Raw genomic sequence first — 24,680 nt, 5'->3', positions numbered from 1 at the left:
CCTTCCGCTTGCGGGTTGGATTGGCCAAGGCTACGCCCGGTCTTTCCCCTCGCCAAGCGGGCGAGGGGCCGGCACGCCTCACATTGCCGTCATCGGCCGGAGAAGGCCCTCAGGCCTCGCTCTCGGCTTCCTTCTGGCGGCTCACCTTCTTGCGCTCGTGCGGGTCGAGGATGGCCTTTCGCAGGCGGATCGACTTCGGCGTTACCTCGACGAGCTCGTCCTCGCCGACATAGGCCAGCGCCTTCTCGAGCGACATCTTGATGGGGGGCGTCAGGATCAGCGCCTCGTCCTTGCCGGCGGCGCGGACGTTGGACAGCTTCTTGCCCTTGATGACGTTGAGCTCGAGGTCATTGCCGCGGGTGTGCTCGCCCACGATCATGCCGGGATAGACCTTGGTGCCATGCTCGATGAACATCGGCCCGCGGTCCTGCAGGTTGAAGATGGCATAGGCCACGGCCTCGCCATCGCTGTTGGAGATCAGCGCGCCGGTGTGGCGGCCTGGGATCTCGCCGAAGTGCGGCGCATAGCCGTGGAAGATGCGGTTGAAGATCGCCGTGCCGCGCGTGTCGGACAGGAGTTCCGACTGGTAGCCGATCAGGCCGCGGGTCGGCGCGTGGAACACGATACGCTGGCGGCCGACGCCGGAGGGACGCATGTCCTTCAGCTCGCCCTTGCGCTCCGAGAGCTTCTGCACGACGGCGCCGGTATAGGCCTCGTCGACGTCGATGATCACTTCCTCGACCGGCTCCATGCGCTCGCCGGTTTCCTCGTCCTGCTTGAACACCACGCGCGGACGGCCGACGGTGAGCTCGAAGCCCTCGCGGCGCATGGTCTCGATCAGGATGCCGAGCTGGAGTTCGCCGCGGCCCGCCACCTCGAAGGCGTCGGTCTCGTTCTCCGACGGCGTCACCTTGAGGGCGACATTGCCCTCCGCCTCGCGCAGCAGGCGCTCGCGGATGACGCGGGATTGCACCTTGTCGCCTTCCTTGCCGGCGAGCGGGCCGTCATTGATGCGGAAGGTCATGGTCAGCGTCGGCGGGTCGATCGGCTGGGCGAAAATCGGCTCGGTGACGGAGGGGTCGCAGATCGTGTCGGCCACCGTCGCGGTGGTGAGGCCGGAGATGGCGATGATGTCGCCCGCTTCGGCTTCATCCACCGGCACGCGCTCCAGTCCGCGGAAGGCGAGCACCTTTGAAATGCGGCCCTGCTCGGCCACCTTGCCATCGCGCGACAGTGCCTTCACCGCCTGGTTGGCCTTGATGGCGCCCGAGGTCACGCGACCGGTCAGCACGCGGCCGAGGAAGGGGTTGGATTCGATCGTCGTCACCAGCATGCGGAAGGGGCCCTCTTCCACCGTGGGCGAATGGAAGTGCTTGACGATCAGGTCGAAGAGCGGCGCCATGTTCTCCTGCGAGCCGGTCGGGCTGTCCGACATCCAGCCCTGCTTGGCGGAGCCGTAGATGATCGGGAAGTCGAGCTGCTCCTCGTTCGCGTCAAGATTGGCGAAGAGGTCGAAGACCTCGTTCACCACCTCGTTGTGGCGCTCGTCCGGACGGTCGATCTTGTTGATGCAGACGATGGGCCTGAGGCCGATCTTCAAGGCCTTCTGCAGCACGAACTTGGTCTGCGGCATGGGGCCTTCGGCGGCGTCCACCAGAAGGACGGCACCGTCCACCATGTTGAGGATGCGTTCCACCTCGCCGCCGAAATCGGCGTGGCCGGGGGTGTCGACGATGTTGATGCGGGTGTCCTTCCAGTTCAGCGAGGTCACCTTGGCCAGGATGGTGATGCCGCGCTCACGCTCCAGGTCGTTCGAGTCCATGGCGCGTTCGGCCACCTTCTGGTTCTCGCGGAACGAGCCCGACTGCGACAGGAGACGGTCGATCAGCGTGGTCTTGCCGTGGTCGACGTGGGCAATGATGGCGATATTGCGCAAATTCATGAGGCGCACTGACTTTCTGCATGCGTGGAAATGGGAGGTTGCGGCGCGCTTAGCATGCGCAGCATCGAAAGGCAATTTAACGGTTGGTTCACCGCTGGCGATGTATTCAACTTCCAGGGGAATCGCAATGTTCACCGGACGCGACGACAAGTTCAACCGCACGCCCGTCTTCGTCACCCAGACCGACGGCGCGGTGGTCACGGTGTCGATCCGCCTGCCGCTGTCCAACCGGCTGGGGGATGCGCTCAACAATGGCGATGCCTTCCTCGATGCGGTGTCGCCGTCCGGCCAGCAGCTCTTCATCTCCAAGGCCACCATCCGCTCGGTGCGTTCGGCCAATGTGCCGAAGGCGGACCAGCTGGACCCCGACGGCCGCAACCCCGGCGCCCCCAGCTTCGACCCATATGCCGTGCTCAAGGTGTCGAAGGAGGCCAGCCCCGAGGAAATCCGCCAGGCCTATCACCGCATGGCCAGGCTCTATCACCCCGACCGCATCGCCTCCTTCGAGCTTCCCGGGGAGGTGATGGACTATGTGCGCGCCATGCTGGTGCGCATCAACCTTGCCTTCGAGCAGATCGGCAGCTAGGCCGGCAGGAAGCTGTCGAGGGCGGCGAGGAACTGGCGGCGGATCATGTCGCACTCGCCAAGGATTTCGTGTTTCGCATCGGGGATGAAGGTCAGGGCCACGCCCGGCACCTTGCGTGCCAGCCGGCGGATGCCCTCGTTGCCCACCACGCGGTCGGCACCCGCCGCCACGATCAGCACCGGCGCCTGGGCCTTCTTCATCCGGCGCAGGCGGGCGATCGAGCTGCGCGCCGCGCCCAGCCAGCCGAAGGTCGGGCCGCCAAGACCGAGCTCGGGGGCCCGTTCCAGCGTGGCGCTGTCGCGCTCCCAGCGGCGGCGGTCGGTGGTCAGCGGATTTCCCGGAAAATCCGCCCGCCCCATCGGCACCTTGCGCACGCCGGGCAGGAAACGGTCGGCCAGCCCGGTGAACCACATGAAATTGACCAGCAGCGTGGCCACCGGCCGGGGCCATGGCCCATAGATGATCTCGACCAGCGGCGAAACCAGGATGGCGCGGGCAAACCACGTCCTGTCGCGCAGCAGCCGCAGCAGCACGTGGGCACCGGTCGAGTGGCCCAGGGCATAATAGGGCGGCGGGCAGGAGGTCAGCACGAGGCCTTCCATCAACGCGCGGACGTCCTCGTCGAAGCCCCCGAAGCTGCGCGTGCGATCGCGGTAGGGCTGGCTCCTGGGGCGCTGCGAGCCGCCCTGGCCGCGCATGTCGAGGCAGACCACGGCAAAGCCCCGCTCCATCAGCTCGCGCGCCGTCTCGAAATAGCGCTCGATGAAGTCGCCGCGTCCGCCGAGGATCACGAAGGTGCCGCGCGGGTTGTCCGGAACGGCCTTCATCACCCGCAGCCGCTGCTTGTCGCGCGTCGTCAGGTCGAGGCATTCCGCACCCGGCGGCAGCGGGTTCTCGGGCGTGGGATGGAGGGTCGCTTGCACGCCGCCACATTAGCGGTGGCGTGCCGTTGCGGGCAAGCCTCAGGGCAGCTTCTTGACCTCGGTCAGCTCGCCGCTCGCCGGGTTGAGCTTGATGGCGAAGCTCTTGCCGCCGCGCTTGGCATTGAAGGCATAGAGGCTGCCGGTGCAGGCCGAGGCCTCGACGCTGGAGAAGCCATAGCTGCTCACCACCTCGGTGGCCTTCTCGCAGCTCAGCGGCCCGCCGGCGGCAGGCTTGGCGGGCGCGGCGTTGGCGGTCTTCTGCGGCAGCGCTGGGTCCGTGGCCGGCTTTGCGGTTGCGGGGGCGGCCGTCTTGGCCGCGGGCTTCACCGCCTTCGGCTTGGCCGGGGCGGCCGGCGCGGGCTCATAGTAGCTCTCGTCGATCTGCTTCTTTTTCTTGTTCTTCTTCTTTTCGTAGAGCTGGTCGTATTCCTCCTCGGTCAAGGCATAGTCGCCGAACAGGATGCGCAGGCCGGGAATGCGGCGGATGACCGGCGGTCCCGAGTAGTTCTGTTCGTAGACCGGCGGCGGCTCGCCGTGGTTGCCCCCGGCCATGGCGCTCTCCGGCATCAGTCCGAAGGCCGTCAGACCCAGGGCCGCGAGGCTGAGCCCGCGAATGATCGAAGATCGGAACATCTACTTTACCTTTGCGGCGCGGGGCCGATACGCGGGCCCGCGTCCTGAGTGAAACAGATGCCGCGGCGTTGCGCAACCGCTGGCGGTGACATTGTGTGGTGAAGTTTCATGGCCATTCTGCGGCGGCGGGATGGCGGCGCACCGCCATCCCCAACGCAGGCCCGGCTCAGTAGATCCGGCGCAGGCGGCTCACGTCGCCCCCGCGGTCGACCGCCATCAGGTACTGCTTGCCGTTGCGCCAGGCGGTGTAGCGATAGAAGCCGCGGCGGCAGCTCTCCACCTCCACATTGCGGTAGCCCGAGCGCCACAGAATGCGGCGGCCGTCGCGGCAGCTCACCCAGCCGCCATAGGCAGGCGGCGCCGGCGGGCGGTTCCAGCCGCCGTAATAGCCACCGCTATAGCCACCGTTATAGCCGCCTTCATAACCGCCGTCATAGCCATCGCCATAGCCCCCGCCATAGCCGCCCACATGGAGCGGTGCGACCGGCGGATAGATGGCGAGGCCGACATCAACATCGGCGTGTGCCTCGGTACCGGGAATGACGGCCAGGGCTGCGGCAAGCGCACCGGCGGCGAACAGGGTCTTGATCGAAAGGGCCTTCATGGTGGTGCTCCTCAACGCGATGCCGCTCATCGGTCATCGTTGGCAGCACACTAGCCGGGCGAGATTGAACCCAACCCGAACCAGCCGTTCATCCACCGTTCAGCTTCGGGGCCCGGGGGCTTGAAACAGGGGCGGGGCTTCCTATCTCTCGCAGTGCAGGCGCCCATCCGGGGCCTGTGAAGCAAACCAGCCCGGCCAATGGCGGGCACCATCTGTGACATTGCTCAAGGAGAATGTGACCATGTTCGATCTCACCCCCCTCTATCGTTCGACCGTCGGCTATGACCGTCTCGCCCGCATGCTGAACGAGGCCCAGGCCTTCGACGCGCCCAGCTATCCGCCCTACAACATCGAGAAGCTCTCGGATGACGACTACCGCATCACCATGGCGGTGGCCGGCTTCGCGCCGGAAGACATCACGGTGGAAGTGAAGGGCAGCGCCCTCACCGTTTCGGCCAAGAAGACCGACAAGCCGGAGCAGACCGGCGAGTTCCTCCACCAGGGCATCGCGTCGCGCGCCTTCGAGCGCCGCTTCCAGCTTGCCGACCACATGCATGTGCAGTCTGCCGGCATGGAGAACGGCCTGCTCCACGTCGCGCTGAAGCGCGAGGTGCCGGAAGCTCTGAAGCCGCGCACCATCCCGGTGAACGGTGTCGAGAGCCCCAAGGTCATCGAGGCCCGCAAGGCTGCCTGAACGATCGTCCGCGTGACGTGAACGAGGGGCGCTCCCGCAAGGGGGCGCCTTTTGCGTGTCAGGCGGCGCTGGCCGCGTCGCCAGGCGGGGCGATGATGTCGCGCACGCAATCTGGATAGATTCCCGGCGCGCACAGGGAACACACACAGCCGGTCGTCGGCACAAGCACGGCCACCATGCGGGCGCACTCGCACAGGGAGTAGTCGGGAAACACCGCCTGGACGATCCTTGCCACGTCGCCAAGGTCAAGGGCCTGGAGGCACGGGGGCGTCGTCTTGTCGGTCATCGGTTTCGCCACGTATCTGGCTGTCAATTTCAATGCTGTCCATCTTACTTGACTGAACATGCAGTGAATTGCGCCAGATCAATACTGACGTTGCGTCATCAACGAATAAGTGAGCTCATTTTCCCAGAGAAGTTGATCCGTCGCGCCGCATGCACCCGAAAGTCTAGCGCCGCGGAGGGAGGCGAGGAGGGGCCGCTATCCCTCCGCCACCAGCCTGGCGAAGGCCCCGACCTCCTCCTCCGGCGTCGCGAAGGAGAGAACGAATCGCGCGAAGATCTCGTCCGGCCTGATCGCGTCGCCGAGGCTGTCCGGCATCCAGTCGTAGAACTTGGCACCGCTGGCCTGCAGGCGGTCGAACATGGTCTTCGGCATCACCGCGAAAACCTCGTTGGCCTCAACCGGGTTGGGGATGCGCACCTTGCCGCCCGCAGTGAGGCCCTTTGCCAGCCTCTGCGCCAGCGCGTTGGCGCGCCTGGCGTTCTCCAGCCACAGGCCATCCTCGAGATAGGCGATCATCTGGGCACCCAGATAGCGGCTCTTGGAGAGCAGCTGCCCGCCGCGCATGCGGCGATAGGCGAAGTCCTCGGCGAGCCCGAGGTCGAAGAACACGACGGCCTCCAGCATCATCGCGCCGTTCTTGGTGGCGCCGAAGGACAGGACGTCGACGCCGGATTTCCAGGTGAGCTCGGCGGGCGTGCAGCCCAGGCCTGCCACCGCATTGGCGAAGCGCGCGCCATCCATGTGCAGCTTCATGCCGCGCGGGCGGATCAGGTCGGAGAAGGCCTTGACCTCCGACGGCGAATAGACCGTGCCGAGTTCCGTTGCATTGGTGAGCGAGACACCCTTCGGCTTGGGGTCATGTTCGCCGCGGATGAAGCCCTTCAGCGCCTTCTCCACTTGGCGCGGCGTGATCTTGCCGCCGGGGCCGTTGAGACCGATGATCTTGGCGCCGCCGGTGAAGAATTCCGGCGAGTTGCACTCGTCGACCGCGATGTGGGCCTCCGCATTGCAGAAGATGGCGCCGAAGCCCGGCGTGATGGTCGACAGCGCAAGGCCGTTCGCCGCCGTGCCGCTGGTGACGAGGAAGGCGCGCAGTTCGCAGCCGAAGATCTCCTTCAGCATCTCCTCGGCGCGCTTCGTCTGGTCGTCGCCGCCATAGGAGGGCGCCGTGCCGCCATTCACGTCTGCCAGCGCAGCGAGAATCTTCGGGTGCACGCCATAGACATTGTCGGATGCGAAATTCATTGTCAGCCCTTGAGAAGCACTTTGAGTTGGACGGAAGGATCGGCCAGCTGTTCGGCCGAAGGGGCCGCGCGCTTGCCGATCAGCATCTCGGCCAGCTTCACGTCACGCGCGATGGAATTGCCCGGCCCGATGCCGGAAGCGCCGACGAGGCGGCCCTCATGGTCGCGGTGGAACATCACGAAGGACTGCTCGCCCGTCTGGCGCTTCACGATCTCCGGCCCGTCCGCCGGGTTGCCGGCGATCTGCAGCGACAGGTCATACTGGTCGGACCAGAACCACGGCACGGCCATATAAGGCTTCGATCCGCCCAGCATGTTCTCGGACGCGACATTGGCCTGGTCGGTGGCATTGCGCCAGGCCTCGAGGCGCATGCGCTTGTTGCCGAAGAGCCCGTGCGGGAAGGAGCAGCAGTCGCCTGCGGCATAGATGTCGGGGTCGCTGGTCTGCAGCCTCGCATCGCAGGCGATGCCATTGTCGATGGCAAGCCCGGCGCCCTGCGCGAGGGAAATCTCAGGTGCCGCACCGATGCCCGCCACCACGATCTCGGCCGTGACCTTGCGGTCATCCGCCAGCCGCACGCCATCGGTCTCCACCGCCTTCAAGGCAGTGCCCACCTGCATGGTGACGCCCGCCTCGACATGGCGCGCATGCACCACCCTGGCAATTTCTTCGGGCACGCCGCGCATCAGGATGCGGGGTTGCGCCTCGACGAGCGTCACGTCGAGGCCGAGCTTACGCGCGCTCGAAGCCACCTCGAGGCCGATGAAGCCGCCGCCGATGATGGCGGCCGACCTGCTCTGGCGCAGGCGGTGGCGCAGGTGGTCGCCGTCGGCGAAGTCGCGCAGCGTATAGGCGAGTTCGCCGCCTTCGATGGACAGGCGGCGCGGCTTGGCGCCGGTGGCAATCAGCAGCTTGTCGTAGGAAATGGCGCGGCCGTCCTCCAGTACCAGCGCCTTCGCCTTGCGGTCGAGCCCCACGGCCTTCACGCCGCGCACAAAGATGGCGCCGAGCGAGGCGATCATGCCGTCATCCAGAAGGTGCACCGGCTGCGGCTCCTTCTCCTCCAGCAGCATGGCCTTGGAGAGGGGTGGCCGGTCATAGGGCAGCAGCGTTTCCTCGCTGACCAGCGTGATGGGGCCCTCATAGCCATTGGCCCGCAGGCTCACGATGGCGCGTGCCCCCGCCATGCCACCCCCGACGATCACCATGCCTCTTTCCGACATCATTCCTCCGCCGCCTGTGCGAGGAGGCTGGTTACGCCATCCCGCCCGGCAATTCCAGCCCGTCCAGCCATGCTCCGGCATCGGTGCTCGGTCACTTGACGGCGGCCCGATGCTGGCCAATCAAGGAGGCCAGGGAGAAACCAAGATGACCCAGAACAACGTCCGCCGCCTGTGGGCCGAGGGCAAGCCGGTGCTCAACGGCTGGCTGTCGATCGGCAATGCCTTCACCACCGAAATCCTTGCTGCGCAGGGCTATGACTCGCTCACCATCGACCAGCAGCACGGCTTCCTCGGTTACGAGGCCCTGGCCCCCATGCTGCAGGCGATGAAGGCCTCCCCCGTCACGCCCTTGGTGCGCGTCCCGTGGAATGCGCCGGGCGACATCATGAAGGCGCTGGACGCCGGGGCACTCGGCATCATCTGCCCGATGATCAACAGCCGCGCGGAAAGCGAACAGTTCGTCTCCTGCCTGCGCTATCCGCCGCATGGCCAGCGCAGCATGGGCCCCACCCGCGCGGTCTTCGCGCATGGTGCGGATTACGGCAAGTGGGCCGATAGCCAGGTGATCGCACTCGCCATGATCGAGACGGCGGACGGCATGAAGAACCTGAAGGACATCGTGGCGACACCCGGCCTCGACGGCGTCTATATCGGCCCCGCCGACCTCACGCTCGGCCTCACCGGCCGCAAGTATCCCACGGGCTTCGACCGCGAGGAGCCGGAGATGATCGAGGCCATCAGGGAAATCCTCGCCCGCGCCCATGAGGCGGGTATCAAGGCGGCCATCCATTGCGGCAACTCGGCCTATGCGGCGCGCGCCATCGGCTGGGGCTTCGACATGGTGACGCTGCTCAACGACGTGCGCCTGCTGGCGGGTGCGGCGAAGGCGAGCGTCGACCAGGCCCGCAAGCTCATCGGCGAACAGGTGGCCGAGGCCGCGGCACCGAAGAACGCGGGGTATTGAGATGGCCCACATCCTCGTTGCCGGAAAGCTGCACGCTGCGGGCCTCGAGCGGCTCAAGGCCGCGAAGGACATGAGCTTCACGCTGGTCGACGAGATCTCGCTCGAGTCCTACCTGCCGCATGTGGGCACGGCGGACGCTGTGATCCTCCGGACCCAGCCGATGACGGCAGAGGTGGTCGCCGCAGCGCCGAACCTCAAGATCGTGTCGCGCCACGGCGTGGGCTATGACGCGGTGGACGTGAAGGCGCTCTCCGCGCGCGGCATTCCGCTGGCAATCGTCGGCGACGTCAATTCGCGTGCCGTCGCCGAGCACACGCTGATGCTGATGCTCGCCACGGCGCGCAAGGCGGCCCAGCACGATGCCGCGATCCGCCGCGGCCAATGGAACGTCAGGAACCGTTTCGAGACGGTGGAACTCGACGGCAAGACGCTGCTGCTCGTCGGCTTCGGCCGCATCGGCCGGCGTGTCGCGCAGCTCGCCAATGCCTTCGGCATGGCGGTTGCGGCCTATGACCCCTTCGTCAAGCCCGAGGTGATGGCCAAGCACGGCGTGCGCCCCGAGCCCGACCTGGTGAAGGCGCTGGGCAGTGCCGACTATGTCTCGCTCCACATGCCGGGCACCACCGCGGGTGCGGTGATGTGGGAGGAGGAGATCGGCGCGATGAAGCCCGGCGCCATCCTCGTCAATGCGGCGCGCGGCGGGCTGGTCGATGAGGCGGCGCTGGACCGGGCGCTGCGCGAGGGCCGCCTCGCGGGGGCCGGCCTCGACGTGTTCAAGACCGAGCCGCCCCCGGCCGACGACCCGCTGCTGGCCAACGAGCGCGTGCTGCTCAGCCCCCATGCCGCGGGCCTCACGGCGGAGTGCGCGGCCCGCATGGCGGTGGCCTCGGTCCAGAACGTGCTCGATCATTTTGCCGGCAGGCTGGACCCGGCACTGGTGGTCAATGCCGCGGAACTGGCGCAAGCGCCGGGGCGTGCCTAGACTGGTCGCCGGGCCGCAGGTTCTGGAATGGAAGCTGCATTCCATCGCTTGAAGAAATAGAAGAAATGTTCCAATACGCATGCCAATGGGAGGATCCGCCATGTCGACTGTCCGCTTGACCATGGGCCAGGCGCTCGTGCGCTACCTGTGCAACCAGTTCACCGTCATCGACGGCAAGCAGGTACCGCTCTTCGCCGGGCTCTTCGGCATCTTCGGCCATGGCAACGTTACCTGCATTTCCGAGGCGCTGGAGGCGGTGCAGGACAAGCTGCCCACCTGGCGCGGCCAGAACGAGCAGTCGATGGCGCTGGCTGCCGTGGGCTATGCCAAGGCGATGCGGCGCCGGCAGATCATGGTGGCACTCTCCTCCATCGGACCCGGTGCCCTCAACATGGTCACGGCGGCGGGCTGCGCGCATGCCAACCGGCTCCCCATCCTCATCCTCGCGGGCGATGTCTTCGCCAACCGCCGGCCCGACCCGGTGCTGCAGCAGGTGGAGCAGTTCAACAACCCGACCGTCTCGGTCAACGACGCCTTCAAGGCGGTGACGCGCTACTGGGACCGCATCACGCATCCCGAGCAGATCATCTCGTCGCTGCCACAGGCGGTGGCAACGATGCTCGACCCCGGCGACTGCGGCCCGGCCTTCATCGGCCTCTGCCAGGACACGCAGGAAATTGCCTTCGACTATCCCGAGGCCTTCTTCGCCCCCACGGTCCACACCATCCCGCGCCTCAGGCCGGACCGCGACCGCGTGGCGAAGGCGGTGGAGCTGATCAAGTCCGCCAGGCGGCCGCTCATCATCTCCGGCGGCGGTGTCCGCTATTCGGGCGCGGAAAAGGAAGTGGCCGACTTCGCGCTGAAGCACGGCGTACCCATGGCCGAGACCATCGCCGGCAAGGGTGCCGTCACGCATGACCACCCGGCCCATGTCGGCCCCATCGGCGTCATCGGCTCGTCCTCGGCCAACGAGATGGCGGGGGCGGCGGATGTCATCATCGCCATCGGTACGAGATTGCAGGACTTCACCACCGGCTCGTGGACGGTCTTCGCGCAGGATGCGCAGTTCGTCTCGATCAATGCCGCGCGCTATGACGCGACCAAGCACCGGGCCCTCGCCGTGGTCGGCGACGCGAAGGAGACGGTGGCGGAACTCGCCGCTGCTCTTGCCGGCTGGAAGGTCGACGCCGCCTGGACGCAGAAGGGCAAGGCGGCCTTCAAGGGCTGGAACGATCTCCTCGACCAGCACCAGAAGCCCACCAACGATCCGGTGCCGACCTATGCGCAGGTGGTCGGCGTCGTCAACAAATGGGCGGCACCCAACGATACCATGGTGACGGCGGCGGGCGGCCTTCCCGGCGAGACGGCCAAGGGCTGGAAGATCAAGAACCCCAACACCTATGACCTCGAATTCGGCTTCTCCGCCATGGGCTACGAGATCGCCGGCGGCTGGGGCCATGCCATGGCCAAGAAGGGCGACGGTGAAACCATCGTGATGGTGGGCGATGGCTCCTACCTGATGATGAACTCCGACATCTATTCGACGGTCCTCACCGGCCACAAGCTGATCGTCGTGGTCTGCGACAATGGCGGCTATGCGGTGATCAACCGCCTGCAGAACTTCAAGGGCACGCCCTCCTTCAACAACCTGATCAAGGACAGCCGCGTGAAGGAGCCCTTCGCGGTCAACTTCGCGCAGCATGCCGCCTCCATGGGTGCGCTCACCCGGCAGTGCGAGAGCCTCGCCGACCTCGAAGCCGCATTGAAGTGGGCCAAGACCACCGACCGCACGACGGTCATCTCCATCGTCACCGACGCCTATGCCTGGGTGCCGGGTGACGCCGACTGGGATGTCGGCGTGCCGGAGGTCTCCGACCGGCCGGAGGTGCGCAAGGCCCGCGAGCACCACGAAACCATCCGCAAGAAGCAACGCATTGGAGTCTGAGATGTTGAAAGCAAAGCTGGGCATGTCGCCCATCGCCTGGTGGAACGACGATCTTCCGCAGCTCTCGGACGATGTCTCGCTGGAAGAATGCCTGCGCCAGTCGCGCTCGGCCGGCTTCACCGGCATGGAGCAGGGCCGCCGGTTCCCGTCGACGGCCGCCGAAATGCTCCCTGCCTTGAAGAAGGCCGATGTCACGCTGTGCGGTGGCTGGTTCTCGGCCACGCTGGTGAACGAGTCGCTGGAGTCGAACAAGCAGCGCATCCAGCCGATGATCGACCTGTTCAAGGCGGTGAACGCCCCCTGCATCGTCTATGGCGAGGTGGGCCTCTCGATCCAGGGCGACCAGTCGCGCCCGCTCGCCAGCAAGGCGAAGCTCTCGGCCGACGAGATGAAGGCCTATGGCGCCAAGGTCTCGGAGTTCGGCAAGTGGGTCGAGGCACAGGGCATGCCCATCGTCTACCACCACCACATGGGTGCCGTGGTCGAGACCGAGGCCGAGCTCGATGCCTTCATGGCGGCCTCCGACATCGCGCTGCTCTTCGACGCGGGCCACATGGCCTTCGCAGGTGGTGACGTTCTGCGCTGCATCGACAAGCATCACGCGCGCATCCGCCACGTCCACACCAAGGACGTGCGCATGGAGGTGATCAAGGGGCTCGACCGCTCGAAGGAGAGCTTCCTCGATGCGGTGATCAAGGGCGCCTTCACCGTGCCGGGCGACGGCTCGCTCGACTTCGAAGCGATCGTGAAGAAGCTCGCCGGCTATGGCTATGAGGGCTGGTTCGTGGTCGAGGCCGAGCAGGACCCCAAGAAGGCGCCGCCCCTCAAGATGGCGCAGGTCGGCCACAAGGAGCTGATGCGGGTGATGACGGCGGCAGGCTACGAGGTGGTCGCCTGATGAAGGAGCTGGGCATCGGCATCATCGGCACGGGCTTCATGGGCAAGGCCCATGCCTTTGCCTATCGTGCCGCGCTCGCCGCCTTCCCGGACATTCCGGTGCCGCGGCTGGAGATGATCGCCGACGTCAACGAGGCGCTGGCGGCAAGAGCCGCGCATCAATACGGCTTTGCGCGCGCCACCAGCGACTGGCGGGCGCTGGTGAACGACCCCAGGATCGACGTCGTCTCCATCACCACGCCCAACACGCTGCACAAGGAGATGGCGCTGGCGGCCATCGCCGCGGGCAAGCATGTCCACTGCGAGAAGCCGCTGTCGCCGACGCTCGCCGACTCGGCTGCGATGGTCGCGGCGGCGGAGAAGGCCGGCGCCGTCACGCAGGTGGGCTTCAACTACATCAAGAACCCGCTCCTGAAGCAGGCCCGCGACATGATCGCAGCCGGCGAGCTGGGCGAGATCACCGGCTTCCGCGGCATCCATGCCGAGGACTACATGCATGATCCCGAGAGCCCCTATACGTGGCGCATCGACCCCGTCGGGGGCCCGGGCGTCATCGCCGATCTCGGCTCGCACATCATCGGCATGGCGCGCTTCCTGCTGGGGTCCATCGCGCAGGTCTCGGCCGACGTGCGGACCGTGGTGAAGAGCCGCCCGGTGGCGAGGGGAGCGGCGGAACGCAAGGAGGTTCTGGTCGACGACGTGGCGCGGATCCTCGTCGATTTCGGGCGCGGCTGCGGCGGCACCATCGAGGCCAACTGGATCGCCACCGGGCGCAAGATGCAGCTGGGCTTCGAGATCAGCGGCGACAAGGGCTCGCTCGTCTTCACCCAGGAGCGGCTGAACGAGCTGCTGTTCTACCGCGCCGGCGGCGACAGCCGCAACAATGGCTATGTGAAGATCGAGGCGGGCCCGCAGCACCCGCCTTATGGCGAGTTCTGCATCGCCGGCGGCCACCAGCTGGGCTTCAACGACCTCAAGACCATCGAGATGGGCGAATTCCTGCGCGCCATCGGCCGCGGCGAGAAGGCCACGCCGGATTTCCGCGAGGCCTACGAGATCCAGAAGGTGGTCGAGGCGGCGATTGCCTCCTCACAGCGGCGGGAATGGGTGAAGCTGGCGTGACGAAACGGAGCGCAGCGCCCTGATGACATTCGTAACGATTGCTTTTGGGCATTTTCATTTCAGGCTAGCCCCCTAGCCGAGCGCTGCAGAACGGCCGTCAGCACGCCTCTGTGGGCCGCTGGAACCACATCCGTGCCACATCCGTTCGGGACCCGAACTTCGCCCAGAGGTCCCATGACACGCCTTCCCGCCCTCGCCCTTGTCCTGCTGCTCGCCCTGCCGGGTCCCGTTCAGGCGGCTGGACTCGACCCGCAGGCCGTCGAACAGGCCCAGTCCTTCGCCCAAGGTGACGGGAAGGCCATCGACCCCGCCATGATCCGCCTGCAGGTGCTGCTCGACCGCTCGCGCTTCTCGCCCGGCGTGATCGACGGCCTCGCCGGCGACATTGTGCGCAAGGCCATCGCGGCCTACGAGGTGGCCAATGGCCTCGACGGCAAGGATGATGCCGCCCTGCTGCAGGCACTGGCGGCGGAGGACGGCAAGCCCGTGCTGCAGCGCTACACGATTTCGGAAAAGGACGTGCAGGGTCCATTCGTGATGAAGGTGCCGGACAGGCTCGAGGACATGGCGAAGCTCGCGCACCTGTCCTTCACCTCGCCGCGCGAGTTGCTGGCCGAGAAATTCCACATGGACGAGGACCTGCTCGAGGCCCTGAACCCCGGCGCCGATTTCGCAAGGGCGGGGAGCGGGATCACCGTGGCCCAGGTGGCAGCGCGCGATGAGAAGGAGACCGTCACCCGCATCGACGTCGTGAAGGGGCAGGGCGCACTTTATGCCTATGATGCGCAGGACAGGCTCGTCGCCTTCTATCCCGCCTCGATCGGCAGCGAGGGCACGCCGAGCCCGACGGGCACCCACGAGGTCAGCGCCATCGCGCCGGAGCCCAAGTATTATTACAATCCGAAGGAGCTGAACTTCAGCGGGGTGAAGACCAAGGACCTGCTCGAGATCGCCGCGGGGCCGAACAATCCGGTCGGCACGGTGTGGATCGACCTGACCGAGCCCACCTATGGCATCCACGGCACGCCGGAGCCCGCGCTCATCGCCAAGACACAGTCGCATGGCTGCGTGCGGCTGACCAACTGGGACGCCGAGGAACTCTCGAAGATGGTGAAGAAGGGCACGGCCGTCACCTTCATGGAGTGACGGCCGCTGATCCGGTCAGGCGGCGACGCCGGTGCCGATGGGGCAGGACACGCCGGTGCCGCCCAGCCCGCAATAGCCGCCGGGATTCCGGGCGAGATACTGCTGGTGATAGGCTTCGGCGAAATAGAAGGGGCCGGCCTCGGCGATCTCCGTGGTCACCGGGCCGAAGCCCTTGGCCGCCAGCGCCTGCTCATACATCGCCTTGGCGGCCAGTGCCGCATCGCGCTGGGCCGGGCTGGTCCAGTAGATGGCCGAGCGATACTGCGAGCCGACATCGTTTCCCTGCCGCAGGCCCTGGGTCGGGTCATGCGACTCGAAGAACAGCTTCAGCAGCTGCTCATAGGACACCTGCTTCGGGTCATAGACCACCAGCACCGACTCGGCATGGCCCGTCAGCCCCGAGCACACCTCCTCATAGGTGGGGTTGGGGCTGAAGCCGCCGGCATTGCCGACCGCGGTCACCCACACGCCCGGCTGCTGCCAGAACTTGCGCTCCGCACCCCAGTAGCAGCCGAGTGCGAAGACCGCGGTCTCGAAGCCGGCGGGGTAGGGGCCCTTCAGCGGGTTGCCGTTCACCAGGTGGGTTTCGGCGGTGGCCAGCGGTTCGGCGCGGCCGGGCAGCGCCTCGGCGGGGGAAATCATGCGGGACTTTTGGCGGGCAAAGAACATGGGGCTTCGTCCTTCTTCTGTTGCCCGCCAGATATAGGCGGACAATCTGCGCTGCACCATTCAACAAAGCTTGATTTATGAAGGGGATGACGATATTCCCGCACCACTTCAAGGAAGGGTGGCCGAGTGGTTTAAGGCACACGCCTGGAACGCGTGCATACGTGAAAGCGTATCGAGGGTTCGAATCCCTCCTCTTCCGCCATTTATCCCATTGATATCGTTAGGTCCGATACGCCTGTGGGCGAGTCACCGATGAGCCTGCGCAGCGTCCGCCGCCTGCCCGTTCACACCGGCCCGGCCGGGTGGTCCGAGATACTCGGCCCCGTGCCCGCGCAACCCGCACTGCGCGGGCCCGCCGCTTGTGACGTTGCGATCGTCGGGGCCGGTTTCGCCGGGCTTTCCGCCGCGCGGCGGCTGCGCCAGATGGCGCCGGGGGCGCGCATCGCCATCCTCGAGGCCGGCCGCGTGGCCGAGGGCGGGGCCGGGCGCAATTCCGGCTTCATGATCGACTTGCCGCATGACCTGACCTCGCGTGACTATGCCGGCGGCGGCGCGGCGCGCGACCTTGCGCTGACCCGGCTCAACCGCCAGGCCATCGATTTCGCCGCGGCAGCGGTGGATGAGCTTGGCATTCCCGAGGGCTATTTCCAGCGCGCCGGCAAGATCAATGGCGCGGCCTCGGCGCGCGGGCTGGCCGCCAACCAGAGCTATGCCGCGCACCTTGCGGCACTCGGCGAGCCGCATGAGCTGCTGGACGCCGCCACGATGCGCGAGATCACCGGATCGACCTATTATCGCGGCGGCCTGTTCACCCCGGGCACCGCCATGCTGCAGCCGGCGGGCTATGTGCGCGGCCTCGCCGCAGGGCTCGTGCGGCAGGGCGTGGCGCTGTTCGAGCAGTCGCCGGTGCTGCGCTTCGAAAGTACCGGGGACGGCTGGCAGCTTTCCACCGCGCAGGGCAGCCTCGCCGCTGCCAAGGTGATCCTCGCCAGCAACGGCCACCTCGAGAGCTTCGGATTCCGCAGCGGGCGGCTGATGCACATCATGCTCAACGCCTGCATGACGGCGGAGCTGGACGAGGACCAGCTGCGCCGGTTGGGCGGTGCTGCGTGCTGGGGCATTACCCCCGCCGATGCCATGGGCACCACGTTGCGGCGGATCGGCCCGGCGCAGGGCGGCAACCGCCTCGTCATCCGCCAGGGCGGCTATTACCGCCCGGACATGCAGACCAGTGACGCCGACCTGCAGCGCCTCGTCCGCCGCATGCGGCACAAGTTCATGGCGCGCTTTCCGGCACTTGGCGATGTCGGCTTCGCCTATGCATGGTCCGGCCACCTCTGCCTGTCGCAGAACGGCGTCTCGGTGATGCGCGAACTGGAGCCCGGCCTGTTTGCAGCCTGCGTGTGCAACGGGCTGGGCACGGCGCGCGGCACGCTGATGGGCATGGCCGCCGCCGAACTGGCCTGCGGCCGGACCAGCGACATCACGGGGTTCTTCCTCGCCGAGGGCGCGCCGGCAAAGCTGCCGCCCCACCCTGTCGACGCGATCGGAGCCAATGCCTACATGCGCTGGAAGGAATGGCAGGCGCGGCACGAGTAGCGCCAGCACCCTTTGCCGCAAAGTCAACACATGCGTGAGGTTTCGGCGCTTGGGGCCGGCGCGCGGGGCGGACTATATGGGGCCGCCCCCTCAACCCGGAGAGCCTGCGCCGTGAACCTCGTCCCCGATCTTCCCTTCCCCAAGAACGAGCCCGAATGGGCCTACAGGCCCGGCACGCCGGAGCACACCGCGCTGGCCCGGGCGCTGGCGGACCACGAGGTGGTGGACATCCCGACCGTCATCGGCGGCAAGGACTATTTTTCCAATGACGTTGTCGAAGTCCGCTCGCCCCATGACAAGGCCCGCGTCGTCGCGCGCATCCACCGCCCGACCGAGGCCCAGCATCGCGAGGCGATCGAGACGGCGGTCAGGTCGGCCGCCGACTGGGCAAAGCTGCCCTTCCAGTCGCGCGCCGCCGTCATGCTGCGCGCCGCCGAGATCGTGGGCAGCGACGTGCGCACCCGCATCAACGCCGCCACCATGCTCGGCCAGTCCAAGACCATCGACCAGTCCGACCCCGATGCCGCCTGCGAGCTGATCGACTTCCTGCGCTTCAACGTGTTCTATGCGCAGAAGCTGTTCCGCGAGCATCCGGTGTCGACGGCGGGCGCTGCCAACCGCATCGACTGGCGCCCGCTCGAGGGCTTCGTCTATGCCGTGTCGCCGTTCAATTTCACGGCGATCGGCGCCAACCTCTCGACGGCGCCCGCGCTGATGGGCAATGGCGTCGTGTGGAAGCCGTCGGAGAAGTCGGCGCTTGCCAACTACATCTTCTTCCGGGCGCTGCAGAAGGCGGGGCTTCCTGCCGGCGTCATCAACTTCGTGCCGGCGGACGCGGCTGCGATGACGCGCGTGGCGCTCGCCTCGCCGGAGCTCGCGGGCGTGCACTACACCGGTTCGACCGCGGTGTTCCGGTCGATCTGGGCGGGCGTGGGCGCCAACATGTCGAACTACCGCACCTTCCCCCGCCTTGTCGGCGAAACGGGCGGCAAGGGCTTCGTGCTGGCGCATCCCTCGGCCGATGTCGAGGTGCTGGCCATCGCGCTGGTGCGGGCTGCCTTCGAGTTCCAGGGCCAGAAGTGCTCTGCCGCCTCGCGCGCCTATGTTCCGAAGAGCCTGTGGCCGGCGCTCAGCCGCCGCATCAGGGAGCGCCTTGCCGAACTCCCCGTGGGCGACGTGGCGGACCCCAGGACCTTCATGGGCGCTGTCATCGACAAGGCCTCCTTCGACCGCCTCTCGGCACGGCTCGGGGCGGCGCAGTCCGATGCCGAGATCACGGTCATCGCCGGCGGCACGGCCTCGGACGAGGTCGGCTGGTTCGTGCAGCCCACCGTGCTCGAGACCTCCAACCCGCGCCACGCGCTGATGCACGACGAGCTGTTCGGCCCCGTGCTCACCGTTTATCCCTACGACGATGCCAGCTGGCCGGAGATGTTCGCGCTGATCGACGAGACCAGCCCCTATGCGCTGACGGGCTCCGTCTTCTCGCCGGACCCGATCGCGCTCAACCAGGCCTCGCAGGCGCTGGTCAATGCCGCGGGCAACATCTACCTCAACGACAAGCCGACGGGCGCGTTGATCGGCCAGCAGCCCTTCGGCGGCATGCGCGGCTCGGGCACCAACGACAAGGCAGGCTCGTGGATGAACATGCTGCGCTGGACCTCGCCGCGCACGGTGAAGGAAACCTATGTTCCACCGGGCACGTGGACCTTCGGCGCATGAGCCCGGGGCGCAAGATCTTCGTGCCGGATCAGGCCAGCCTGCCGAGGACGGCGGATGTCGTGGTCATCGGCGGCGGCATCGTGGGCGTGGCCACGGCCTTCTGGCTGTCGAAGGCGGGGCTCGACACGGTGCTGGTCGAGATGCGCGGCGGCCTGTCGACGCTCACCACGCCGCTCTCCATCGAAAGCTTCCGCGCCCAGATGACCGAGAAGGCGATGGCCGACCTCGTGCTGCCGTCGATCCGCATCTACGAGGATTTCGCCGCGACGGTCGGCCTTCCCGGGCATGACATTGCGCTGAAGCACCAGGGCTATCTATTCGTCTCGGACGCGCCCGCCATGGCGGAGACGCTGAAGCAGGCGGTGGCGGTGCATCACAGCCATGGCGTGACCGGGTCCGAGTTCCTGAACCAGGCGGAGATCGCGCATCGCTTCCCCTATATCTCGGAGCGCATGGTCTGCGGCACCTTCCACCAGAATGACGGCTGGCTGTCCTCGCATGAGGCCACGCAGGGCTTCGCCAAGGGCTCGGCGGCGAAGTTCCTGCTCGCCACCAGGGCAACCGGCATCGAGACGGATGGTGATGGCGTCTGCGCCGTCATCACCGACCGCGGCGCGATCGCCACGCGCCAGGTGGTGAACTGTGCCGGGCCCTTCGCTCAAGGCATCGCGCGGATGGTGGGGCTGAGCCTGCCCATCGACGCGGTGCGCCGCCAGAAGGTGCATGTCGCGCCCAAGCCGCAGATCCCGCGCGAGGCGCCGCTGTGCATCGACATCGGGCAGGAAACCTACTGGCGCCCCGAACATGGCGGCGCGCTGATGGCCTGGGTCGACCCCGACGAGAAGCCGGTGCCGAACCCGGTCGAGGACGTGCCGACCGACTGGGACTATGCCGCGGTGCTGCTCGACAAGATCACCGCGCTGTCACCCTTCTGGGCCGATGTGGCGGAGACGCTGAGCAGCAGCGACCTCACCACCACGGCGGGCTATTACATGTACACCCCCGACGACCAGCCGCTGATCGGCGCCACGGAGGTCAAGGGCTTCCACCTCAACTGCGGCTACTGGGCAGGTGTCATGCTGGCGCCCGAGGCCGGGCGGCGTGTCGCGCGGCTCCTCACCGGCGAGATGCGCCACCAGGACAACCCGCTGCGCCCCAGCCGCTTCGCGGAGGGGGTGGTTGCAGCGGGCGGCAGCTTCCTGCGCGGCCGGCACTGAGGCCGCCCCAGGGCACCGCCACAGCGGGGTTGCGTCCTGCGGCCCTGCCCCTGGACAGGCGTTGCAATGAGCACGCAAGGCGTGAAGCCGGCGCCGTCCGTGCGGGCTCAGGGCCGGTCATGGCACCGACAAGTGCATGGTGCCGGCGGCTGTGCGCTGTTATAACGGCCGGCTTGAACCGGAGCCCGGCGGCTCCGGAGGGGGCACATGCCGCATCGCCGACAGGACGAGTCATGGCTGCTTGACGCCGCGTTGGTGGTGACGAGTGGCGTGTTGTGGTGCGCCGTGTGGATCGCCAACAAGTACCTGATGGCGGGCACCCATGTTGCGCCGGGCATCGACCTGGTGTTCGTGCCGGCGGGCTTCCGCCTGCTGATCGTGATCGTCTTCGGCGTCTGGGGCGCGCTCGGCATCTTCCTCGCCGATCCGCTGATGTTCATGGTGGAGTTCGGCCATGGCAGCGCCCGCGAGGTGCTGATCAACGCATTCATCTCCGGCTTTGCACCCTACTTCACCGTGAAGGCCTTCTGCCGCGTGGCCGGGATCAAGGGCTCGCTGACGCAGCTCAGGCCCATTCACCTGCCGCTGCTGGCGCTGGCGGTCTCGGTCGTCACGCCGCTGCTGTTCAACCTGCATTTCCTCGCCGAGGGCCGCACCCAGCCGCAGCAGTTCCTGCACAACTATACCGCCATGATGACGGGCGACTTCCTCGGCTGCCTGCTGGTCTCGATCATTGCCCGGGTGGGGTTGGCGATCGGCCGCGCCGCCTTTCCGCGCGCCCCCTGACGCCGCCCCGGTGGAGGCCATGCCAATCGCAGGTGGCAGGCGCCGCCCGGCCTTGCCAAGGAAATGCTGCCGCTTAGGTAGAAATCGCATTACCCGCCGCACCGCGCTTCAATATGAAGCCTCCCGGTTGTGTGTCCACGGCAAGAGGAACCCGGCGTGCGGACGGTTGTTGCATTCATCCTGGCGATCTTCATCATGGCTTTGCCCGCGCTGGCGGCGGCAAGCGACGGCGAGGGCGGCTATGCCGACATCACGGTCGACCGCTCAACGCCCGAGAAGCACCTCGCGACCTTCCTCACCGCCGTCGACCGCACCGTGCTGCGCATGAAGGCGCGCGAATGGGCGCGCAGCTACTACGACGCCTGGTTCTATCCCGAGATCGACGAACAGCAGGCCGGCGAGATCGAGCTTCTCAAGAAGGACGTGCTCGACTCGATGGACCTCTCTGCGGTGCCGGAGTGGCGGCGCGAGTCGGCAGGCCTCGAGACGGCCTTCATGCTGTGGGAGATCCTCAAGGCAGAGGGCGTCACCAAGGCCACCGACTTCCGCAAGCTGCGCGACGGGCTGTGGGTCATCCCCGGCACCTATATCCAGGTCGGCACCATCGGTTCCGGCATGCGCATGGGCGACGTGGTGTTCACCGCCGACATGGTGGCGAGTGTGCCCGCGCTCTATGACGCGGTGGTGGGAACGCGCAACCGGCAGGGCTTCAGCCCCTACCGCTACCTCACCGAAACCCCCGGCGGGCTGCTGCCGCCACGCTGGGCCGGCGTGACCCAGAAGCTGCCCGGCGTCCTGCGCTGGGACCTTGGCTCCAACACCGTGTTCCAGTGGCTGATCGCGGCGCTGATCCTCGCCGCCGTGCTGGCGATCCCGGTGGCGGTGGGCTACCTGTTTCGCCGGCGCGGCCTGCGCTGGTTCGCCCAGGCCGTGGCCACCGGCCTGCTGTCGCTCTATGCCACCGGCATCGTGGTCGACCAGGCCGGGCTGTCCGGCGCTGGCGCCACCGTCATGACGCTGGTGTTCATGACGCTGTTCTACGGCGCCTTCATCGTCTGTGTGCTGATCATCGGCGAGTGGGTGGGCACCTGGCTTTCGGCGGTGCTGACGAAATCCGACAAGACCTTCGACACCAGCATCGTCCGGCTGGGCACGCGCATCGCCTCGGCCATGGCGGCGCTCGGCATCGTCATCTACGGCATCAGCGCGGCGGGCGTACCGGTCTATGGCATCATCGCCGGCTTCGGCGTCGGCGGCCTTGCCGTGGCGCTTGCCGCCAAGCCGACGCTGGAGAACATCCTGGCCGGTGTCATCCTGTTCCTCGACGGCTCGATCAAGGTGGGCGACACCATCGATTCGAGCCCGCTGTCGGGAACGGTCGAGGACATCGGCATGCGGTCCACCCGCATCCGGGCCGAGGACGGCTCGCTCATCACCGTCACCAATTCGGAGCTTGCGGACAAGGTGATCCGCAACGTGTCGCGCCGCGTGGCGCGGCCCGAAGCGCCGTGATTTCGCCGTGCCTGCCCAATCCGACAGAAAAGGAAGAGACAAGATGGACTACAAGACCGACATCGCCAAATACACCGCCGCCGTCGACGACAAGGCCGTCGCGGCCATCGTCAAGTTCTGCGGCATCGCGCTGCAGTCGCGTGATGCTTCGCTGGTGTCCTGCACCGACGAGGCGGAGGTGGACCGCATCCGCAAGGGCTTCGCCACCAAGGTGCTCGGCCTCGACGCGGCGGAAAGCGACAAGATCATCAAGGCGGTGTGCGAGAAGATGAAGGCCGACAAGACCAAGCACCGCGTGACGTTCTACTACCTGATGGCGGAAGCCAGCGGCAAGCTCGGCGGGCTCGCCTGATCTCTCGATGGGGCCGGCGGAAGGCCGGCCCCTGTCTCATTCTCCCAGGCGCAACGAATAGATCTGGCCGAGGAAACTCACCAGCATCGCCGTCGACCAGGCGAGGCAGAACACGCCCGACAGCGAGATCATCGGCGCCAGCATGCGCCAGGTATCGCCCACGTTCACCCGCGTCAGGCCCAGCGAGGTGTAGTTCTCCAGCGAATAGAACACGCCGTCACGCACGCTCGGAAGCACGCCCGCACCATAGATGAAGCCGCCCCAGGCGAAATTGGTGAGGAGGTGCAGGCCGAACAGCACCATCATCGCCGAGAGGATGAGGATCACCGTCTGGTGATAGCGCAGCTTGGCGATGTCCTGCGGGTGGAAATTGTGCCGGAAGATGCGCACCGTCGCATGCAGGCCCACGACATGCAGGGCCACGATCACCATATAGGCGACAATGCAAACTCCGAAGGCTTCCAGAACGGCGGCGTCATCGATCACGGTTGTCATGGCGCTCTCATACACGCTGCCGTTTCGCGCGCAAAGCATGCAGGAGTGCACGGAACCAGCTTCGCCCGCACCGGGTTTGCCCCATGGGTACGGCCACAGCGAAGGAACGCATCATGGCACAGAACAGGGATCGCAACTGGCAGGACCGCGAGCGGCAGCAACGCGGCGGCTGGCAGGGTGAGGACGGCGGATTTGGCGAGCATGCCCAGCAGCATGGCTTCGATGACCAGGAACGCCGCGAGCCATTCGGCTCCGGCCAGCAGCAGTCGGGCTGGCAGGGCGGCTATGGCCAGCAGCAGGGCGGCGAGTGGAACCGCATGGGGCGCTATGGCGAGGAAGGCTGGCAGGGCGGCGGCACGGGCCGCTTCGGCCAGGGGGGCAGCCATCGCATGGACCGCGATCATGGCCAGTCCTCCGGCGGGCGCGGCGGTTGGGGGAGCTCCTCCGGCTCCTATGGCCAGGGCATGAACCGGCCCTATGTGGGCGAAGGCAGCTACGGGGGGTCCCGCGGCGGCCAGGGCGCGATCGATGATGGTGCGGGCGGCTATGGCAGCCGCGGCAGCTATGGCAGCGGCAGCTATGGCTCGGGCACCTATGGCACGGGCTCAGGCTCGGGCTATGGCTCCGGCCATGGTTATGGGTCGAGCGGCTATGGCAACGCGCAGGGCCGGCAGGGCGGCGGCGAGCGCGGTTTCTGGGAACGTGCCGGTGACGAGGTCTCCTCGTGGTTCGGCGACGACGACGCCCGCCGCCGGCGCGAGATGGACGAGCATCGGGGCCGCGGCCCGCGCGGCTATACCCGCTCCGACGATCGCATCCGCGAGGACGTGAACGACCGTTTCACCGATGATGGCTGGCTCGATGCCTCCGACATCGAGGTGAAGGTGGCGAGCGGCGAGGTGACACTCACCGGACAGGTCACGAGCCGCGAGGAAAAGCGCCGTGCCGAAGACCTGGCGGAGGCCATTTCCGGCGTGAAGCATGTGCAGAACAATCTGCGTGTGAAGGACCGCAACGCCACGTCCGCGCAAGGCTCCACCACGCAGCCGGCGCCGGGCAGTGGTTCAGGCACCTCAACCCTCGCCGGCAGCCGGTCGTCCGGCGCCTGAGGCGTCAGGGGGGCGGGAAGCGGTGAA

Annotated in this window: 24 protein-coding genes and 1 tRNA gene; 16 read left to right on the top strand and 9 right to left on the bottom strand. The window is 67.0% G+C overall.

The genetic code is table 11. From position 1 onward, the window contains the following. Positions 1-109: 109 nt before the first annotated feature. Positions 110-1,942, bottom strand: coding sequence for a translational GTPase TypA (typA, locus tag DK847_RS02885; RefSeq protein ID WP_111196088.1), 1,833 nt, complete (start codon positions 1,940-1,942; stop codon positions 110-112). A 127-nt stretch (positions 1,943-2,069) separates the two neighbouring features. Here typA and DK847_RS02880 point away from each other — a divergent pair, with 127 nt between their 5' ends. Then, complete coding sequence (locus tag DK847_RS02880; RefSeq protein WP_161957115.1) at positions 2,070-2,528, top strand: J domain-containing protein; 459 nt, start codon at positions 2,070-2,072, stop codon at positions 2,526-2,528. On the opposite strand, the gene DK847_RS02875 is transcribed toward DK847_RS02880, so the two are convergent. The 3 genes from DK847_RS02875 to DK847_RS20755 form a co-directional block, all read right to left on the bottom strand. Then, positions 2,525-3,451: an alpha/beta fold hydrolase gene (locus DK847_RS02875; RefSeq protein ID WP_111196087.1), complete on the bottom strand. Its 927-nt coding sequence runs from the start codon at positions 3,449-3,451 to the stop codon at positions 2,525-2,527. The genes DK847_RS02880 and DK847_RS02875 overlap by 4 nt on opposite strands. Positions 3,452-3,490: 39 nt before the next feature. Beyond that, positions 3,491-4,084 (bottom strand): hypothetical protein, encoded by a 594-nt coding sequence (locus DK847_RS20760; protein WP_193548171.1) that lies wholly within the window; start codon positions 4,082-4,084, stop codon positions 3,491-3,493. A gap of 166 nt (positions 4,085-4,250) precedes the next feature. Beyond that, positions 4,251-4,688, bottom strand: coding sequence for a hypothetical protein (locus tag DK847_RS20755; RefSeq protein ID WP_146256024.1), 438 nt, complete (start codon positions 4,686-4,688; stop codon positions 4,251-4,253). Between the two features lie 235 nt (positions 4,689-4,923). On the opposite strand from DK847_RS20755, the gene DK847_RS02860 reads away from it, so the two are divergent. Further along, positions 4,924-5,382 (top strand): Hsp20 family protein, encoded by a 459-nt coding sequence (locus DK847_RS02860; RefSeq protein WP_111196335.1) that lies wholly within the window; start codon positions 4,924-4,926, stop codon positions 5,380-5,382. A gap of 58 nt (positions 5,383-5,440) precedes the next feature. Here DK847_RS02860 and DK847_RS02855 read toward each other — a convergent pair whose 3' ends face one another. The 3 genes from DK847_RS02855 to DK847_RS02845 all read right to left on the bottom strand — a co-directional run bounded on the left by DK847_RS02855 (position 5,441) and on the right by DK847_RS02845 (position 8,139). Next, positions 5,441-5,668: a hypothetical protein gene (locus tag DK847_RS02855; RefSeq protein ID WP_111196085.1), complete on the bottom strand. Its 228-nt coding sequence runs from the start codon at positions 5,666-5,668 to the stop codon at positions 5,441-5,443. Positions 5,669-5,863: 195 nt separating this feature from the next. Beyond that, positions 5,864-6,913, bottom strand: a complete 1,050-nt coding sequence (locus DK847_RS02850; RefSeq protein WP_111196084.1) for a threonine aldolase family protein — start codon at positions 6,911-6,913, stop codon at positions 5,864-5,866. Positions 6,914-6,915: 2 nt separating this feature from the next. Continuing rightward, positions 6,916-8,139, bottom strand: coding sequence for an NAD(P)/FAD-dependent oxidoreductase (locus DK847_RS02845; RefSeq protein WP_111196083.1), 1,224 nt, complete (start codon positions 8,137-8,139; stop codon positions 6,916-6,918). Between the two features lie 142 nt (positions 8,140-8,281). On the opposite strand from DK847_RS02845, the gene DK847_RS02840 reads away from it, so the two are divergent. The 6 genes from DK847_RS02840 to DK847_RS02815 all read left to right on the top strand — a co-directional run bounded on the left by DK847_RS02840 (position 8,282) and on the right by DK847_RS02815 (position 15,192). Next, positions 8,282-9,100: an HpcH/HpaI aldolase family protein gene (locus tag DK847_RS02840; RefSeq protein ID WP_111196334.1), complete on the top strand. Its 819-nt coding sequence runs from the start codon at positions 8,282-8,284 to the stop codon at positions 9,098-9,100. Position 9,101: 1 nt separating this feature from the next. Then, on the top strand, positions 9,102-10,082 hold the full coding sequence (locus DK847_RS02835) for a hydroxyacid dehydrogenase (RefSeq protein ID WP_111196082.1): 981 nt from the start codon (positions 9,102-9,104) through the stop codon (positions 10,080-10,082). 100 nt (positions 10,083-10,182) lie between these two features. After that, entirely contained in the window at positions 10,183-12,027 is a 1,845-nt protein-coding gene (gene iolD, locus DK847_RS02830) for a 3D-(3,5/4)-trihydroxycyclohexane-1,2-dione acylhydrolase (decyclizing) (RefSeq protein ID WP_111196081.1), read from the top strand. 4 nt (positions 12,028-12,031) lie between these two features. Beyond that, complete coding sequence (iolE, locus tag DK847_RS02825; RefSeq protein ID WP_111196333.1) at positions 12,032-12,925, top strand: myo-inosose-2 dehydratase; 894 nt, start codon at positions 12,032-12,034, stop codon at positions 12,923-12,925. Next, complete coding sequence (locus DK847_RS02820) at positions 12,925-14,046, top strand: Gfo/Idh/MocA family protein (RefSeq protein ID WP_111196080.1); 1,122 nt, start codon at positions 12,925-12,927, stop codon at positions 14,044-14,046. The genes iolE and DK847_RS02820 overlap by 1 nt, the downstream gene beginning before the upstream one ends. 174 nt (positions 14,047-14,220) lie before the next feature. Then, a complete protein-coding gene (locus DK847_RS02815) occupies positions 14,221-15,192 on the top strand; it encodes a L,D-transpeptidase family protein (protein ID WP_111196079.1) in 972 nt (323 codons plus the stop codon). Positions 15,193-15,207: 15 nt separating this feature from the next. Here DK847_RS02815 and msrA read toward each other — a convergent pair whose 3' ends face one another. Further along, the gene (gene msrA / locus DK847_RS02810; protein ID WP_111196078.1) at positions 15,208-15,861 is read right to left on the bottom strand and encodes a peptide-methionine (S)-S-oxide reductase MsrA; all 654 of its coding nucleotides are present in this window, start codon (positions 15,859-15,861) and stop codon (positions 15,208-15,210) included. Positions 15,862-15,973: 112 nt separating this feature from the next. Here msrA and DK847_RS02805 point away from each other — a divergent pair. The 7 genes from DK847_RS02805 to DK847_RS02775 all read left to right on the top strand — a co-directional run bounded on the left by DK847_RS02805 (position 15,974) and on the right by DK847_RS02775 (position 23,049). After that, positions 15,974-16,063: transfer RNA gene (locus DK847_RS02805), tRNA-Ser, on the top strand. 50 nt (positions 16,064-16,113) lie between these two features. Next, positions 16,114-17,460, top strand: coding sequence for an NAD(P)/FAD-dependent oxidoreductase (locus DK847_RS02800; RefSeq protein ID WP_111196332.1), 1,347 nt, complete (start codon positions 16,114-16,116; stop codon positions 17,458-17,460). A gap of 111 nt (positions 17,461-17,571) precedes the next feature. Continuing rightward, complete coding sequence (pruA, locus tag DK847_RS02795; protein WP_204508210.1) at positions 17,572-19,182, top strand: L-glutamate gamma-semialdehyde dehydrogenase; 1,611 nt, start codon at positions 17,572-17,574, stop codon at positions 19,180-19,182. Then, positions 19,179-20,399 carry an NAD(P)/FAD-dependent oxidoreductase gene (locus DK847_RS02790; protein ID WP_111196076.1) on the top strand — a complete coding sequence of 407 codons (1,221 nt, stop codon included), beginning with the start codon at positions 19,179-19,181 and terminating at the stop codon, positions 20,397-20,399. The genes pruA and DK847_RS02790 overlap by 4 nt, the downstream gene beginning before the upstream one ends. A 207-nt stretch (positions 20,400-20,606) precedes the next feature. Further along, positions 20,607-21,185: a hypothetical protein gene (locus tag DK847_RS02785; RefSeq protein WP_146256023.1), complete on the top strand. Its 579-nt coding sequence runs from the start codon at positions 20,607-20,609 to the stop codon at positions 21,183-21,185. 156 nt (positions 21,186-21,341) lie between these two features. Beyond that, complete coding sequence (locus DK847_RS02780; RefSeq protein ID WP_111196074.1) at positions 21,342-22,697, top strand: mechanosensitive ion channel family protein; 1,356 nt, start codon at positions 21,342-21,344, stop codon at positions 22,695-22,697. 43 nt (positions 22,698-22,740) lie between these two features. Continuing rightward, entirely contained in the window at positions 22,741-23,049 is a 309-nt protein-coding gene (locus DK847_RS02775; protein ID WP_111196073.1) for a DUF2853 family protein, read from the top strand. A gap of 36 nt (positions 23,050-23,085) precedes the next feature. Here the strand turns inward: DK847_RS02775 and DK847_RS02770 are convergent, their stop codons facing one another. Continuing rightward, positions 23,086-23,544 (bottom strand): hypothetical protein, encoded by a 459-nt coding sequence (locus DK847_RS02770; RefSeq protein ID WP_111196072.1) that lies wholly within the window; start codon positions 23,542-23,544, stop codon positions 23,086-23,088. A 113-nt stretch (positions 23,545-23,657) separates the two neighbouring features. Here DK847_RS02770 and DK847_RS21100 point away from each other — a divergent pair, with 113 nt between their 5' ends. Continuing rightward, positions 23,658-24,653 (top strand): BON domain-containing protein, encoded by a 996-nt coding sequence (locus DK847_RS21100; protein WP_425358673.1) that lies wholly within the window; start codon positions 23,658-23,660, stop codon positions 24,651-24,653. Positions 24,654-24,680: the final 27 nt, after the last annotated feature.

It is taken from the genome of Aestuariivirga litoralis, assembly GCF_003234965.1.
In the GTDB taxonomy this organism is placed as follows: Bacteria; Pseudomonadota; Alphaproteobacteria; order Rhizobiales; family Aestuariivirgaceae; genus Aestuariivirga; species Aestuariivirga litoralis.
This window is presented reverse-complemented; position numbering and strand designations above follow the sequence as displayed.